Source organism: Roseibium sp. (assembly GCF_965216085.1).
Classification (GTDB): Bacteria; Pseudomonadota; Alphaproteobacteria; order Rhizobiales; family Stappiaceae; genus Roseibium.
The window spans coordinates 4,471,035-4,485,578 of record NZ_OZ244138.1; the positions used below are offsets into that span (position 1 = coordinate 4,471,035).

The 14,544-nt window shown below is 54.1% G+C and carries 12 protein-coding genes; 3 read left to right on the forward strand and 9 right to left on the reverse strand.

Annotated elements, in window-relative coordinates; all coding sequences use genetic code 11:
• Nucleotides 1–150: 150 nt before the first annotated feature.
• The 6 genes from gltS to ACOOFE_RS21035 form a co-directional block, all read right to left on the reverse strand.
• Complete coding sequence (gltS, locus tag ACOOFE_RS21010) at nucleotides 151–1,371, reverse strand: sodium/glutamate symporter (RefSeq protein ID WP_420411875.1); 1,221 nt, start codon at nucleotides 1,369–1,371, stop codon at nucleotides 151–153.
• A 415-nt stretch (nucleotides 1,372–1,786) separates the two neighbouring features.
• Nucleotides 1,787–3,736 (reverse strand): DUF2207 domain-containing protein, encoded by a 1,950-nt coding sequence (locus tag ACOOFE_RS21015; RefSeq protein WP_420411876.1) that lies wholly within the window; start codon nucleotides 3,734–3,736, stop codon nucleotides 1,787–1,789.
• A 21-nt stretch (nucleotides 3,737–3,757) separates the two neighbouring features.
• The gene (locus ACOOFE_RS21020; protein ID WP_420411877.1) at nucleotides 3,758–4,315 is read right to left on the reverse strand and encodes a LemA family protein; all 558 of its coding nucleotides are present in this window, start codon (nucleotides 4,313–4,315) and stop codon (nucleotides 3,758–3,760) included.
• Nucleotides 4,316–4,680: 365 nt separating this feature from the next.
• Nucleotides 4,681–5,646 (reverse strand): glycine--tRNA ligase subunit alpha, encoded by a 966-nt coding sequence (locus tag ACOOFE_RS21025; RefSeq protein WP_420411878.1) that lies wholly within the window; start codon nucleotides 5,644–5,646, stop codon nucleotides 4,681–4,683.
• A gap of 210 nt (nucleotides 5,647–5,856) precedes the next feature.
• Nucleotides 5,857–7,704 (reverse strand): putative bifunctional diguanylate cyclase/phosphodiesterase, encoded by a 1,848-nt coding sequence (locus tag ACOOFE_RS21030; RefSeq protein ID WP_420411879.1) that lies wholly within the window; start codon nucleotides 7,702–7,704, stop codon nucleotides 5,857–5,859.
• Between the two features lie 18 nt (nucleotides 7,705–7,722).
• Nucleotides 7,723–8,586: a PstS family phosphate ABC transporter substrate-binding protein gene (locus tag ACOOFE_RS21035; protein ID WP_420411880.1), complete on the reverse strand. Its 864-nt coding sequence runs from the start codon at nucleotides 8,584–8,586 to the stop codon at nucleotides 7,723–7,725.
• A gap of 514 nt (nucleotides 8,587–9,100) precedes the next feature.
• Here ACOOFE_RS21035 and ACOOFE_RS21040 point away from each other — a divergent pair.
• Both ACOOFE_RS21040 and ACOOFE_RS21045 read left to right on the forward strand, forming a co-directional pair.
• Entirely contained in the window at nucleotides 9,101–9,553 is a 453-nt protein-coding gene (locus tag ACOOFE_RS21040; protein WP_420411881.1) for a GNAT family N-acetyltransferase, read from the forward strand.
• A 274-nt stretch (nucleotides 9,554–9,827) separates the two neighbouring features.
• A complete protein-coding gene (locus tag ACOOFE_RS21045; protein WP_420411882.1) occupies nucleotides 9,828–10,217 on the forward strand; it encodes a VOC family protein in 390 nt (129 codons plus the stop codon).
• A 411-nt stretch (nucleotides 10,218–10,628) separates the two neighbouring features.
• Here ACOOFE_RS21045 and ACOOFE_RS21050 read toward each other — a convergent pair whose 3' ends face one another.
• Nucleotides 10,629–11,573: an alpha/beta hydrolase gene (locus tag ACOOFE_RS21050; RefSeq protein WP_420411883.1), complete on the reverse strand. Its 945-nt coding sequence runs from the start codon at nucleotides 11,571–11,573 to the stop codon at nucleotides 10,629–10,631.
• Nucleotides 11,574–11,701: 128 nt separating this feature from the next.
• Here ACOOFE_RS21050 and ACOOFE_RS21055 point away from each other — a divergent pair, with 128 nt between their 5' ends.
• The gene (locus ACOOFE_RS21055) at nucleotides 11,702–12,292 is read left to right on the forward strand and encodes a TetR/AcrR family transcriptional regulator (protein WP_420411884.1); all 591 of its coding nucleotides are present in this window, start codon (nucleotides 11,702–11,704) and stop codon (nucleotides 12,290–12,292) included.
• 307 nt (nucleotides 12,293–12,599) lie between these two features.
• Here ACOOFE_RS21055 and ACOOFE_RS21060 read toward each other — a convergent pair whose 3' ends face one another.
• Nucleotides 12,600–12,833 carry a hypothetical protein gene (locus ACOOFE_RS21060; RefSeq protein ID WP_141188170.1) on the reverse strand — a complete coding sequence of 78 codons (234 nt, stop codon included), beginning with the start codon at nucleotides 12,831–12,833 and terminating at the stop codon, nucleotides 12,600–12,602.
• Nucleotides 12,834–13,037: 204 nt separating this feature from the next.
• Nucleotides 13,038–14,459, reverse strand: a complete 1,422-nt coding sequence (locus ACOOFE_RS21065) for a phosphatidylserine decarboxylase (protein WP_420411885.1) — start codon at nucleotides 14,457–14,459, stop codon at nucleotides 13,038–13,040.
• Between the last annotated feature and the right edge of the window lie 85 nt (nucleotides 14,460–14,544).

The window sequence follows — 14,544 nt, forward strand, 5'->3', positions numbered from 1 at the left end:
GAGATTTTAAACCCTTTTCCGAAGGCTCTGCAAACGAGTGGATCCCGGCTCTCCGCTAGCGCTGCGGCCGGGATGACAGTGGAGTTGGCGATACCGAGCTCAAAAGTCATTCGCAGCCATGCGCAAAGAAACAACAGCTGAGACGGCCTTTTAGCCGCCCAAGAAGAAAGTGATGATCACCGCGTTGGCCAAATCGACGAAGAAGGCCGAGACCAGCGGCAAGATCAGGAAGGCCTGCATGGCCGGACCGTATTGCTTGGTCACCGCCGTCATGTTGGCGATTGCCGTTGGCGTGGCGCCCAGCGAAAAGCCTGCAAAACCAGCGCCCAGAACGGCAGCATTATAGTCGCGTCCCATCACGGGGAAGAGCACAAAGATAATGAACAGCCCGGCACCGACAATCTGAGCTGCCAGGATCAGCATCATCGGCCCGGCGAGACCGGCAATTGTCCAAAGCTGCAGGCTCATCAAGGACATGGTCAGGAAAATACCAAGCGCCAGATCAGACAAAACCGCCAAGGACCGGGAGCGGGCGGGCCAGGTCATCTTCTTGAAAATCACCGGAACAGTGTTGGACAAGATAATGCCGCAGAACAGGCAACACACAAAGACCGGCAGGTCCAATTCAAAGCCGTAAACAAGAGCTTCTTGCAGAGCCACTCCCAAGGCGATGGCGATATTCAAGACCAGAAGCGAGCGCATCAATCCTGTGTGTGTCACGTTGGTGTCGTCTTCTTCTGCCGTTTCGATCCCGATCACCGGACCTTCATCCGGCCGGTCCGGATCCGGCTTGGCGCCTTTCACCTGGATCAGATAGTTGCCGATCGGACCGCCCAGCAAACTGGCGGCGATCAGACCAAGGGTTGCGGTGGCCGCGCCGATCTCAACAGCGCCGATAACATTGTATTGCTCAACCAGCCGCGGGCCCCAGGCGATCGCCGTGCCGTGTCCGCCGACCAGGGAAATCGTGCCGCCCAGAAGCCCAAATCCAACGGGCAACCCCATGGCGACGGCAATGCCCGTGCCAATGAGGTTCTGAAAGATCATGTAACCAACGGTGAGCACCAGCAGGATCGCCAAGGGCTTGCCGCCTTTGGCCAGATCAGAAAAACGCGCATTGAGGCCGATGGCCGTGAAGAAACAGTAGAGAAGATAATCCCGGGCGCCGAGGGAGAAGCTGATTTCCTTGTCGAAAACGCCGTAGGCGATGAGTGCCAGCGTGGCGACCATCAGGCCGCCGGACACCGGCTCCGGGATGTTGTAGTGGCGCAGGAACGCGATTTTCTTGTTGAGGCGAACGCCCAGAAAATAAACGAGAATTGCCATATTAAAGCTGACAAATTCATCCAGCGTAAGCACGTCGCCATTCATGTTTGAAGAGTCCCCTGTTTGCCCAAGAGAGACCCTAGCGAAGAATACTTAGGATTGCCAGCAAGCGCAGCGGGCGGGACCAAACTCGCGAGTAACAACAGAACAACCCGATTTGAACCAGTTGACGGTCTTACAGAGGACCTCTGGTGAAACGCCGCCGCAGTCACCACGCTCTCTTGTTGTCGCCCCAGCGCAGGTTGGGGCCCAGCAACCTCTGGAAGAAGCTCGTGTTTTCCGCCTCTAGAGGCATCAACCAGTCAGGGAGTACTGGATCCCAGCCTTCGCTGGGATGACAAGAGAGAGGGGGACGAGCTCATCCCTGCGCGCTCCTACTGTGACACCCAAATACAGATTACTGCCCTCCACACGGTCGTCTGGTGTCTCTCTTTTTCTCACTCCAAGTGTGGGCAGCGCGTCACCAGCCGCCACCGCCACCGCCGCCGCCGCCGCCGCCAGAGGAACCTCCACCGGAGGAACCGGAGCTGGAGCTGTCGGAAACGGGGAGCGAAGACTGGAACGAGCCTGCCATGGCGCTGGCGGTCGAGCGAACGCTGCGGCTGATGTCGCGGCTGTCGAAATCCCGGCCGCGATACCAGTGCGGATGATACTCCCTCTCCGCGCGGGTGGCGGTCGTAAGCCAATTCTCAAAGCTTTCCGCCCAAGGCTTCTCAACACCCAGGGAGACCGCATAGGGAAGCAGTTTTTCAAAATGAACGACGCTCATTTCCGGCACGCCGGACATGTTCAGCCGTTCCTTTTCCGCGACAGACAGATAAAGCTTCAAACCTTCGATTTCATCCATGACTTCCCGGCCATGGACCGTCGGGATGTCGATGTACATCGCATAGAAAATGAACATGACCAGAAGCGCGCCCAGGAACAACGGCAGCATCGGAATGAAGACTGGCGTATCTTCAATCAGGGCCATGAGCCAAGCGGAGCCATAAAGACCTGCGCCGCCGATCAGCGCAAACGCGATCCAAAAGACGACCTTCCCTAACAAACCATCATGATCGTCTTTGACCATTACATAGACTACATATGCCAAACCGCAGGAAATTGCGGTTGAGAAGATGGCAAAAAAGCCAAACAGAAATGACAGCAGATATTGCTGATCGCTCAACTCACCGAAATAGAACAAAGCTATGCCGGCCAATACGCTCAAGACAAAACCAATCAAGATGTAGAAACCGTTCGCCCGGAAATAGACGCCTTTGTATTCGTCATTAATGGCCGCACGGAAATTCTCACCCAGCATCCGGATCGTTTCTCCGTTGCTTTTGCTGAGTTTCAAAGAGCTGCCGCGACCGCGCAAATACTGATCAAGCACAGCTTCGCCCTTCGGCAGCGTTTCGTCCGCGCCGGATACGTCATTTGCCGCCAGAACAAGCTTTTTTCCGTCCTTATCGAGGGTCAAGCGCCCCTTATTGGCCAGACTGAGACACGCGGCCGAAAGGGCAATCCACCCCATGCCAGACAGGCCACGATAAAGGATGTAATTGGCAAGAGCTGGTGAAATCCCATCGGGGGCTTTGAAGCGTGGAAAAATGACGCCTTTCTTTGGATCCCGGCCAACGAGAAACCAGGTGATCAAATAATAGAGGGCAAGGACCAGAACACCAGCGCTTCCAACAACAAAGATCCGCTGGTCTTGAAACCACTGCTGCCATTTTTCCGCAGAACTGGGTTCGGCCACATACCCTTTAGTGAATCCGGTCGCGACGGTCAGACCTTCCCCGGCGAACAGCGGCCTGGTTATCGTGACAGTGACCTCTCGCCCGTCCTCGCTGGTTTGAATGTTATGGTCGCTGCCACTGTCACCAAACAGACCGGTATAGGCTGCGCTTTGGGTTGCTCTGGCGCCAATCGGCAATGTGACCCGGGCGACCGCCTCATCAATCGGAAAAATCCACTCGTTGCCGGTGACATTCCAATAAACCTCGTCATACCCATCGAAGAACCGGACCTGCCGGCCCATACGATAGGTGATCGTGTAGGTGTATATGCCAGAGGGTAAGAAAACATCCTCGCGGCCAATATAGATGCGCACACCGCGCCCATTCTGGCGGGTAAACTTGTTCTCCCGCTGACCGTCCCTCAAGACGTCAAGCAGTTCAAAGGGAACGTCATGCTCCCAGCCGCCTGCGCTTTTGGCGCGCAGCGGGATGTCCCGGAAAATGCCGCGTTTGATCTCCTGGCCCTCGGCCCGCATCGTGATGGTTTCCGTCACGATCAGCGATCCATCTTGCTGAACATCGATGTCGGAAACGAACTTCAAGATGCGCTCGTCCGACACCGCGCCGCTGACGGTGACCACCCACAGGATAGCGGCCAGAGCCGCGATCAGGATCTGGTTCAATCTCATGATCTGTTCTCCGGCCTAAACTTAAAACTTAACCTCAGGAACGGCGCGTTCGGCCGCATCCTCGATCTCGAAATACTCTGCTTTGGTGAAACCGAATTGACCCGCAATCAGATTGGACGGGAAGCTTTCAACCGCGACATTCAACCCGCGCACCGCACCGTTGTAATAGCGCCGGGCCATCTGAATGGCATTTTCGATTTCATCGAGGGAATTGTGCAGGTCGGAGAAGTTCTGGCTGGCTTTCAGGTCTGGATAGCTTTCAGCAACCGCAAACAGCCGGCCCAGCGCCTGGCTCAGTTCGCCTTCCACCCGCGCCCGGCCAACAATGTCGCTTCCAGAAACGGAGGCTGCATCCGTGCGCAGCCGAGTGACGGTTTCCAGCGCGTCCTTTTCATGAGACGCATAGGCTTTCACGGTTTCAACAAGGTTTGGAATGAGGTTGGAGCGGCGCTTGAGCTGCACATCAATGCCGCTCCAGCCTTCCTCGACCATCTGCCGCTTTTTCACCAGCGCGTTGTAAAGCAGGATCGCGAAAACCGAGAGCGCGATCAGAACGGCAAGAATAAACCACGTGGCCATGAAACCCTCCGAAACCAATGAAACGGAGGCTATCCGGACTTCTGCCAATTGTCATCGGTAAGAGCCCGCAAACGGCGGCAAAACCGGCAAACTGTGTTCCAGACCACATTTTGGGCGTTCGAAAACACGTTTGCCGGGGTTAAGTCTTTGAAATTTCTTTTTTCAGAGCCGTCGTTCGACCGGCCGTCCTCCCGGGCGAAGCGAGGTGCAGACCCGGGATCTACTCGTTTGCAGAGGGGCCGTTATTTCAATTCAAGGACTTCGGTCAGCAGCGCCGAGAGTAGGCCCCGGCTCTTCGCTTACGCTCGTCCGGGGTGACTAAACCAGGATTGTTACTGATCCCAGAGAGCTACTCTGTTGCTGGCTCATTCAGCTGCTTGATTGTGATAGCCGACACCGCCAGCTTCCGTTTCCAGGAAGGCTGCCCCGCAGGCTTTGGCCAGTTCGCGCACACGCAGAATGTAGCTCTGACGCTCGGTCACAGAGATCACACCGCGGGCATCTAGCAAGTTGAAGGCGTGGCTGGCCTTGATGCACTGATCATAGGCCGGCAGAACCACCTGGTGGACAGCATAGCCGTTGTCATCACGCGCTTTGGCACCCGCGTCCAAAATGGCGCGGCACTCTTCTTCCGCGTCCTTAAAATGCTGGAACAGGGTCTCTGTGTTGGCGTGCTCGAAATTGTAGCGGGAGTATTCCTGTTCGGCCTGCAGGAAAACATCGCCATAGGTGATTTTCTCAGCGCCTTCCTGGCCGTTGTAGTTCAGGTCATAGACGTTATCGACGCCCTGAATGTACATCGCGAGGCGCTCCAAGCCATAGGTCAGCTCACCGGAGACTGGCGAACATTCAAAACCGGCCACCTGCTGAAAGTAGGTGAACTGGGACACTTCCATGCCATCGCACCAGCACTCCCAGCCAAGCCCCCAAGCGCCGAGGGTCGGGCTTTCCCAGTCGTCTTCCACAAAACGGATGTCGTGCACCTTCGGATCCAGGCCGATCGCATAAAGCGAATTCAGGTACAGTTCCTGCAGGTTCGACGGAGACGGCTTCAACAGCACCTGGAACTGGTAATAGTGTTGCAGACGGTTCGGGTTTTCACCATAGCGGCCATCGGTCGGACGGCGGGATGGCTGAACGTAAGCAGCTTTCCATGGGCGCGGCCCAAGGGAACGCAATGTCGTTGCCGGGTGGAACGTACCCGCGCCGACTTCCATGTCATAGGGCTGCAGAACCACGCAGCCCTGGTCGGCCCAATAGCGCTGCAGCGTCAGGATCAGACCTTGGAAGGAGTTTTCAGGGCGCATATGCGCCGGAACGTCGCTCGACATGGATTTTGTTCCTGGGAACCGGGATCATTTCAAATGCAGTGAGGCCCTGCCTCACCTGTTGGCGCGACAGGTGCCATGAGGGCGGCAGAAGGTCAAGGCCCGGATATCGGTTGAGGCGGCTGCGCCTTGCCGGGATGACAGCACTGCCTGTAAGCAATTGCGGACCGCATTTGCTTTTGGCTCACTTTTCAACACACAGGGGCAACCGAACTAGGACACCGCGCTAGCCGCCCATTTTTCGACCTCGTCTGATGTTTGGTCGTTTGCCATTACTTGAAGGATTTGCCCGAACAACATGGGCCGGCCAAAATAATATCCTTGAACATCAACATTGCCTTCCCTCTGGATGAGCTGCAGTTGCTGTTCCGTTTCCACACCTTCAGCGACAATTTTCATACCCAACGCATCGCTCATTGCAATGATCGCCTTCACGATTGCATCGGCTTCCCGCGAAGCGCCGATATCTTTGATAAAGGCTCGGTCTATCTTGATCTTGTCAAAAGGGAATTGCCGCAAGTAGCCCAGGCTGGAGTAGCCGGTTCCGAAATCATCCATGGCAATGCCAACGCCCAGTCTTTGCAGGTCACACAAAGTCTGGACGGCCGTGTCGACATCGTCGATCAAGACTTTTTCTGTAATCTCAAATTCCAGACGGCTGCCGTCCAACTTGTAGGCAGTCAATCTTTCCTGGACAAAGTCTGTGAGCCCCTGCCAGCGGAACAGATTTGGGGACACATTCACCGCGATCTGCAATTGGTCTAGCAGCGTGGCATGACGGCAGGCGGTCTCCAGCACCCATTTGCTGACTGGAATGATCAGATCCGTACTTTCCGCAATCGAAATACACTGCTGTGTGCCGATGTTCGTGAGGAAGGTGTCATCAAAGCGCAGCAACGCTTCGGCACCGACCAGCCGCCTGGATTTGGCATCAAATTGCGGCTGGTAATAAAGCTGGAACCTGTCGTCGGTCAGTGCGCTGCGCAAAGCGCATTCCACCGAGCGGGTTTGTTTTTGTTGAAATTCCATTTCCTCGCGGAACATCCGGCAGATGCCGCGGCCCTCGTTCTTGGCGCGGTAAAGGGCCAAATCGGCCCCCCGCATAATCCGGATCGGATCGAACTCCTCCGGCTCGCGCGCGACAGATATGCCGATGCTCGCGCCGATGCTCGCAACCTGACCGGACACGAGATAAGGTTTGGAAATTTCCTCAATAAGATGTTTGGCCCGTTCGATGAGCGCAGTTTCGTCCACCGGCCTTTGCACAAGAACCACAAACTCATCTCCGCCAATGCGCGCCGGAAGATCCGATTTTGGAATGTTGGCCTTCAACCGGTTCGCAACTTCGATGAGCAGGTGATCTCCAGCTGCATGGCCCAGGGTGTCGTTCACGTCTTTGAACCGGTCAAGGTCGAGCGTGAACACCGCAACAGGCGACTTCCTTGCTCGGCTTTTCTCCAATGTCGATGTCAGCCGGTCATCAAATTGGGTCCGGTTGGCAAGCCCTGTGAGGCTGTCATGAGTTGCCAGATACGCGATCTCGTTCAGCGATTCTTTCATCAATCGGAGCGGCAGGACTTTCAAGAACCAGAACAGTATGAGTGCCAATACCGACGACAACGCAGCCGTCAGGATCGCCTTCAAATAGACGAATTTCAAAGAGTGCGTAATCGACAGCTTGCCAACTTCATGTGCGTAGTCATCGAGGGATTTCTCCACCATCAGCACAGGCCAGACAAACACCGGTTCGGTTTCGGGATATTGCGCCACCACGCTGCCCGACGTTTCTGTCACACTTAAGCAATGGAATTGATCTCGCTTTTTGGTTCTGGAGAGAATTTCGGAAATTCGGATGTCGTTAAACGTCCAGTATTCCGGATCCAGATTGATGATTTCCCGGACGAAACTGCCTTTGAGTTCCAACTCACCGAGCAGCTCGGCTTCCAGACGCGTATACCCTGCATAAAACACACCCGCAGGCGGAAGGACCGCCACAATGAGTGTGAAGGCGATCGAAACCCACCTCGCTAGAGATATGAAAACCGACCATTCCTTTTGCATGCAGGAAGCACTCCGCGCCTATTGGTTGGCCTCAGAAAGAACAGCAAGAAAACCATTTTTCTCCAACACTTCGGCTCCCTTGGCAGAGCGTACGAAGTCGCAAAAAGCAGTTACTGCCGGATCAGCCTGCCCCATCAAGACGAGACGCAGTGTTTTAACGTAAGGATAGTCGCCTGCTTTCAGGTCGGCCAAAACGTCGTTCCGGCCCTGAAATGTTAGGTGCTTCAAATTGCGTTTTTCAGACAGGACCTGACCGTACGAAGCAAATCCAAGTGACCCGGACACATTTTCAAGGGCTTCGGCGTTCTGCTGGTCGTTTGTTGCCACAAACGCCTTATCCTGGCTGACCATATCAACGATCCCCTGATCGATTTCAGCGGACAAGCCCCTTAAGAATTTGGTGTCGGATTCCTTGAGTGGCCGCATCACGACACGAACCGGCATTCCATCGGGCCACGTTGCCGATTGACCGGAATACACCTTTGTCAAAAGCTCAAGATTTATCGCGTCAACCGGGTTTTCTGCGTGTGTCAGAAACACCATAGGGGTTTTGGCAATCTCATATGAGATTGCTCCGGCGGCGATTTCTTTGTCCTTTAGAGCCCGTGCGCTGACAGAAAAACTGAGTTTGCCTTTAAGGACCGCCTTAATTCCACCACCGGACCCCAGGCTGGGCACAACCTTTATCTTCTCACTAGGGACCTGTTGGCTATAGGCCTCAGCCAGCAGCCGGATAATCTCCAGGCCAGACCCGGTTCCTCCGGAGATCAGTGTTTCAGACGGTTCCGCATTCCCGGTATTCGGCGAAGACAACAACAAGGCTGACCAAAGTCCGGCCGCGGCGAGCCAACGAAATCTGGAAAACTGGAAAGTCCGTCGCATTTGCCCCCCTCAGACTTCGCCCGCCCTAAAACTCGGAACAGGCGATCGAGAAACTTAATGTCGATATTGGCGCAAATGTAATTCAACCTCGCTAATCAATAATATAAAAGTTTAAATATGCAAATTCTCACAATACATTATCATTCATGCGCGAAATACTATTGTTAATTCTACCAATCTCACTAGGAGGAAGATTGAACACACTCCGTTCAGAATGCCTTTTTTAAAGAGCTGTGGCACCAAACCATAGGCAAGGCATTTGCCAAACTGCTCCTAGCTTTATTTAAGACGAGAAGAGCGGGACCGGATCATCGGCACCAGATGATCTCCGGCTGTTTTGGTATCATCAAACGACATCGCAGGATCCACGCGGCCAAGCGAAGGCGTCCAAAAATGGTCACAGGTTTCGAAACACCATCCGCAATCCCCTGTCAGTGTGGACGCAGGAAAGAAAAACTGTCTAACTGATGACAAATCCGATTTACTCTGGCCCCTCCCGATATCTCACTTCCCAATGCCGCTAGCCCCAATCAGTATCACCCTTGCCCCGGCTGTACTGTCTGATGGCGATCAGCTTGCAGACCTTCGTCTCAGAGCGATGAGGCCAAGCTTGGAAGCAATCGGCAGGTTTGATCCTATCCGGGCCAGAACGCGTTTCCTGTCAAACTATTCGCCATCCGACACTCAAAAGATCCTGTTTCACGGCGAACTTGCGGGATTTTTTGTTGTCCGAGAGAACCCGGATCACCTTTACCTGGATCATTTTTACATCCGCCAAGAGGTCCAGGGGCGGGGGATCGGCCGGCAGGTCCTGAGTGAACTCAAAACCAGAGCCCAAAGGTCTCGCTTTCCAATCCGCCTGATTGCGTTGGCCGGCAGTGCAGCAAACGCCTTTTATCTCTCGAACGGATTTGAGGCTGTCGGCAGAGATGATGTCGACGTTCAATACCAATGGATTTCTGACTGACCTCGATCGGGTGGACTGCAGCACGCCCTGTCCTCACCTCCGTCATGACTTGGCTTGATCGAGGCATCCCGGCCGTCGCCATACCCATCGCACGGCCGTTGAAGTTACGTGCAAGCCCTATGGATTCTCGGGTCACGCCCACTTCATCCAAAGATGAGCTGATTAGGCGTAGGCTTATAAACAGACCGGGAATATCAAGGGTTGCACAATGGCCAACAACATGTAATGTTCTTTATATGTTTCTTATATGTTCCCTATTTAGGCGAGGCGTGCAATGTCCTTAAATTATGTAATGATCGGTTCTAATGATGTAACGAAGGCGAGGACCTATTTTGATGCCGTCCTACCGCTCATTGGTGGAACGGTGGTTATGGAATTCATGCCGAATGGGTTTTGCTATGGTCTGCGTGGCGGCGGGCGGATTTGGGTAACACCGCCGTTTAATAAGGAAGCGGCAACGCCAGGAAATGGAAACATGGTCGGGTTGCTCTGCGAGAATGAGGCCGAAGTGCAGGCAGCTCATGCAGCGGCACTTTCTGCGGGTGGCACCGATGAGGGCGAGCCAGGTCCGCGTCCACAATATGGGCCTGATTTTTACGGAGCCTATGTCCGCGACCTTGATGGCAACAAGATGAGTTTCGTTTATTTTGGCGGTGCAGACTAATCATTGCTTATGGCGTTCGGCGCGGCCCAAGATTAGATTGCCTCGCCGTTTCGCTGCGCGCAGGAATTTGGCCGTTTGGAGCGACGGGCAGCTTCACTCTTTGAGCTGCAACGGCAGCCATTAGAGCGGCCACTGCAGAGTCACAAGTCGTCGGCTCAGCGGCTATTTGCGCCAAAAGGTGAGGCCTCGCCTCACCTGTTGGCACGCCAGGTGCCATGAGGGCGGGCCAAGGACAAAACCCAGGGAATTGAACGACCGGTTCTGATCTTCTTTAGGCCCTAAATCAACATCCGTGCCGATTGCGGCAAATGTCCGGATCGGGCCCAACTTGAACAATGCTGTACACCTCACCAATGTCCGGACTTTGCAGGAAAATGGTAAAGGTCAAGAAATGACCTCTACCTCATTTGCTCATTTATTGAAGAACTCGGCGACCGCGTCCGTTGAGGCTTTTACGGCCTCCGGCTTGTAGTAGAAGTCCACGTGGCTGAACTCGTCAAAGGCGAGTTCTTCATGGTCATTCGTCAGTTTTTCGACAAACTGGGTCGAGCAGGGCGCTGTAAATGCTGACTTGCTGTAGATGGTCAGCGAGGGTTGCACAATCTTGTCGGCATAGGCTTCGCCGATGGAGATCAGTGACTGCATGGCCTGATCGCCGATATGCATATTGGTATAATTGGGAACCGCAAGCGGCCCCTTGGCGCCATCACGACCGTAATAGTCATAGGATTCGCCAGCCATTGGGTTGACACTGAGGTCAATGAAATCCTGCCGGGACATCTCGTCGTTCAGGCCAAAGGGAGCGACGTAATCCGGCTCTCCAGTTTCATACATCTTCTGCATTGAGGCATTCGAAGCTGTAATCAATTGATTGGCCACGTTGCGGTCGGTCCATTGGAACGCATCAGCCGCCATCATTCCTGAAACCATCGCAATCTTCTTGATCCGATGGTCGGTCACCGCAGCCGATGCGATAATTGAGCCGCCCTGGCACACGCCCAGGCCATATATCTCGTCCACGAATGGAAGTGTGCCGAGGTATGAAACGGCATCCCAGGTGTTTTCAATCAGCCGGAACATGTAGCGAGACTGCTTGAACTCGCCTGGCAGCGCCGGGGAGTCGCCCATGCCGAGGTAATCAAAGCCCAGGTAGATGAAGCCACGCGCAGCCATTTCAGGTCCATAGGTTGCCGGGATCTGATCCTTGACTTGAGGGAACGGGCTGGCGCCCACGATTGTCTTGTATTTTTGGCTCGGGTCGAACCCTTCCGGAAGGTAGAGATCGCCCGCCAGATCCACGCCAAAGGATTTGAAAGTGACTGCGTTCTTGCCTGCAGTGAGAGTTTGGTTCGTCATTTTTCGGTTCTTTCCGATCGAGAAGCGTTTTGGCTTGCAATGTAAAATCTGCATTTTACATTTATGCATGACCTACAAAAAGTAAAGTGATGTTTTTACTTTTTTTCGATCGTTTAGGGGCTAATTCTGTGAAACTAACTGAAATCAAAAGAAAAAATATTATCGAAGCGGCCGTTGAAGAATTCCGCGAACAGGGTTTTCTCGGTGCTAACATCATGCGAATTGCCAAACGTGCCGATGTTTCCAGCCGCACGCTCTACAAGCATTTCGAAAACAAGGAGGCGCTCTTCCAGGAAATCTCCAAAATCATGATCGAGCGCAATTCAGCCATGCTGCCGGTTGGGTATGATCTCGATCTACCATTGGACCGACAGCTCGTGACAGCGCTTGAACGTTATGTGGGCGTGATCACCGAACCGGAGGCAATTGGACTCAATCGCATGGTAATCGCGGAATTACTTCGCGATCTGGATCGCTCGCGGGCCTTTTTTGTCGAGTTTGCTACCCATGACTATCCCATTACCAATCTGATTGCAGAGGCTATGGAAGCGGGTGTCTTGCGAAAGGCCGACCCGGCCTATGCAACGAACCAGTTGCTGGGTCTGGTGAAGACCTTTTTCTTCTGGCCAGAGTTTCTGCTTGGCGATAACCCTGCCACAGATGGTGTGATGGAGGATTGCGTAGCGATGTTCTTAAGTTACTACAAGCCGGATGTTTGACTCGTGAAAGCGAAGGGTAACTTCGTCCGCTCAGCGGCTCTTTGCGCCAACAGTGACGATTGACCGGTCTCCGCCCCCATCTGGGAGTACCGTTCGAGGCATTGGGCTAATCCAGTCATCATGCATTCTGACCGACAACTTGACCTTACGATGTAAAGTGTGCCGAAAGCACAGCCGCTCGGAAGGACATGAAACGGCATATATCCCCGGATCGGTGTCCGGGGCAGGCTCCCGGATCGATGTCCAGGGCAAGCACCTCGATCATGTCCGGTGATGGCGGCGGAGGTTTGCCCGTGGCTGCCGCCCTTCAATGCATGCTCAAGAGCACTTCGATATCGTGTTGGGAGAGCGGGGCTAGAAGGGCCTTTTCCTCGACATGCAAATTGGGATCGCTTTCAAGATGCGCCATGATTTGCACCGCGACTTCACTGGTCGGCTGATAATAAAGATCAGGATTTTCCTTGCTCAAATCGTCCAGAAGCCGCGTGATCAGCTTCCTGCGTTTTTCAGCATCCAATTCACTGCGTTTATCCTGTAACACTGTTTTTCTTCCAATTCAGATTCAGAACGACGCTTTTGACAAGTATAGCACGTAATTTCACGGCACTGAAAGTAACCTCCACCAAAGAACAAGCCCCTTTCATCTAAACCACGGACAGCTGGGGCCACAACGACACTGTGGCCCCTCCCCGGTTCACCGGGGAAAGGCCTGACGCTTCTTTATCTAATGCTCTGACTTGCCCGCTTACTGGCCATCGGGTGGGGATGGTGGCGGAAGTACCGGCTCGACGCTGCAATCAATTCCGCCACCAAAGCAGCCATACCGTTCACCCTGAAGCGATGGCACATAATTGACGCCTGCCCCCGGCGCCGGTTCACGCATATGCGGAACGGTCAGCTGAAAATCCGCTTTTTCCTGGAAAATCACCACGAAGTCCGAGCCGCCGAAGGCGAAATTGGCAAACTCCCAGCCCTTTTCGGCCATAGCCCCTTCCTGAACCCAATCGCGCGGCTGGATGGCACTCACTTGGGCCATGCCCATCGGCGAAATTACCACCACACCATGATCTTCGGTTTCAATGCCGATCACCATGCGGGTCTGACCGAATTGCCAGTCAGCGGTGTCCTGCGGGTCATAATAGGCAATCCCGCCCGGCTCCACGGCTTCTTTCCAACCAGATTTCAGCCGCACCGCAGACTGCAGATGCTTCATATAGATCAGCTTGCCAGCCACTGGCACATGCAGACGGTGATAATTGTTCACGTTGAGGAACTGATGGGTCCAGGTGCCGCCATCAAAGATACTGGGATCAATGGAGCCAAATTCGGCAATCACCTTTTCGTCCGGCTCGCCGGTGATGAAGGTGTGCACATCGCTGTAAAGCTTGCCTTTGATCAGCTGGCCGGCCTGGCTGACCGTGTCATAATCGGTGATCAGTTTGCCGTTGTTGCTGATTGCCCACCAACCGGCAGAGTTGGAATCGCCGATGGAGACCACTGTATTGGGGTCTTTGTAGCCCTGCACGGGCCGAGACCCGGTTGGAAACTGCGTAGCGCAGAGCTCGCGCACAAAGAAATCCTGGAAGGTGGTGTAGCCCCCAGACGGTGGGCAATACCAATCGCCGAAATTGGGGTCGGACGTGAAGTCCGGCACATGCGCCGCCGATGCTGGCGTTTCCAGATAGTCACCCCAGGATTGGGCGATGGTGCGCATCCAGTTGGAAAAGGTCTCATTTTCGAACTGCAGCTGACCACGCGGATCTGTTGTTAATTGCCGGTCGACCAGGAAATAGCTGTACGACAGCATGTCCAGGATGTTCCAGTTGCAGTAGTTTTTGCCGTCCATGCTGACGCGGATAGCACCGTTATGGACATTCGTATCGATGTTCTGCGGATTATAGGTCACCAGCGCATCAACAAAGTCATAATAGTCATTGAGGCTCGCCACTGGATTGGTGTTCGGGTCATCATTGACCCGTTGGCCAAGCTCAATCGATTGCACCAGTGAATTGCGCAGGTTCTTGTCTTCCTCAACCAGATTGATCAAGGCCTGGGTCGCCGGCTGGCGGTCGACCGGTGGGCAGTCTTTCGCTAGGGCCACGCCGCTGCCGAGAAGGGCCAGGCTCACGCCGGCAACAGCAGCACATGTGAGGGAATTCTGTTTCATCAATTCCTCCAACGTCGTTCACAAGTTAACTAAGTGATTATTTTTATTATTAAATATTACGATATCACAATTTGAAGTTGCTGTT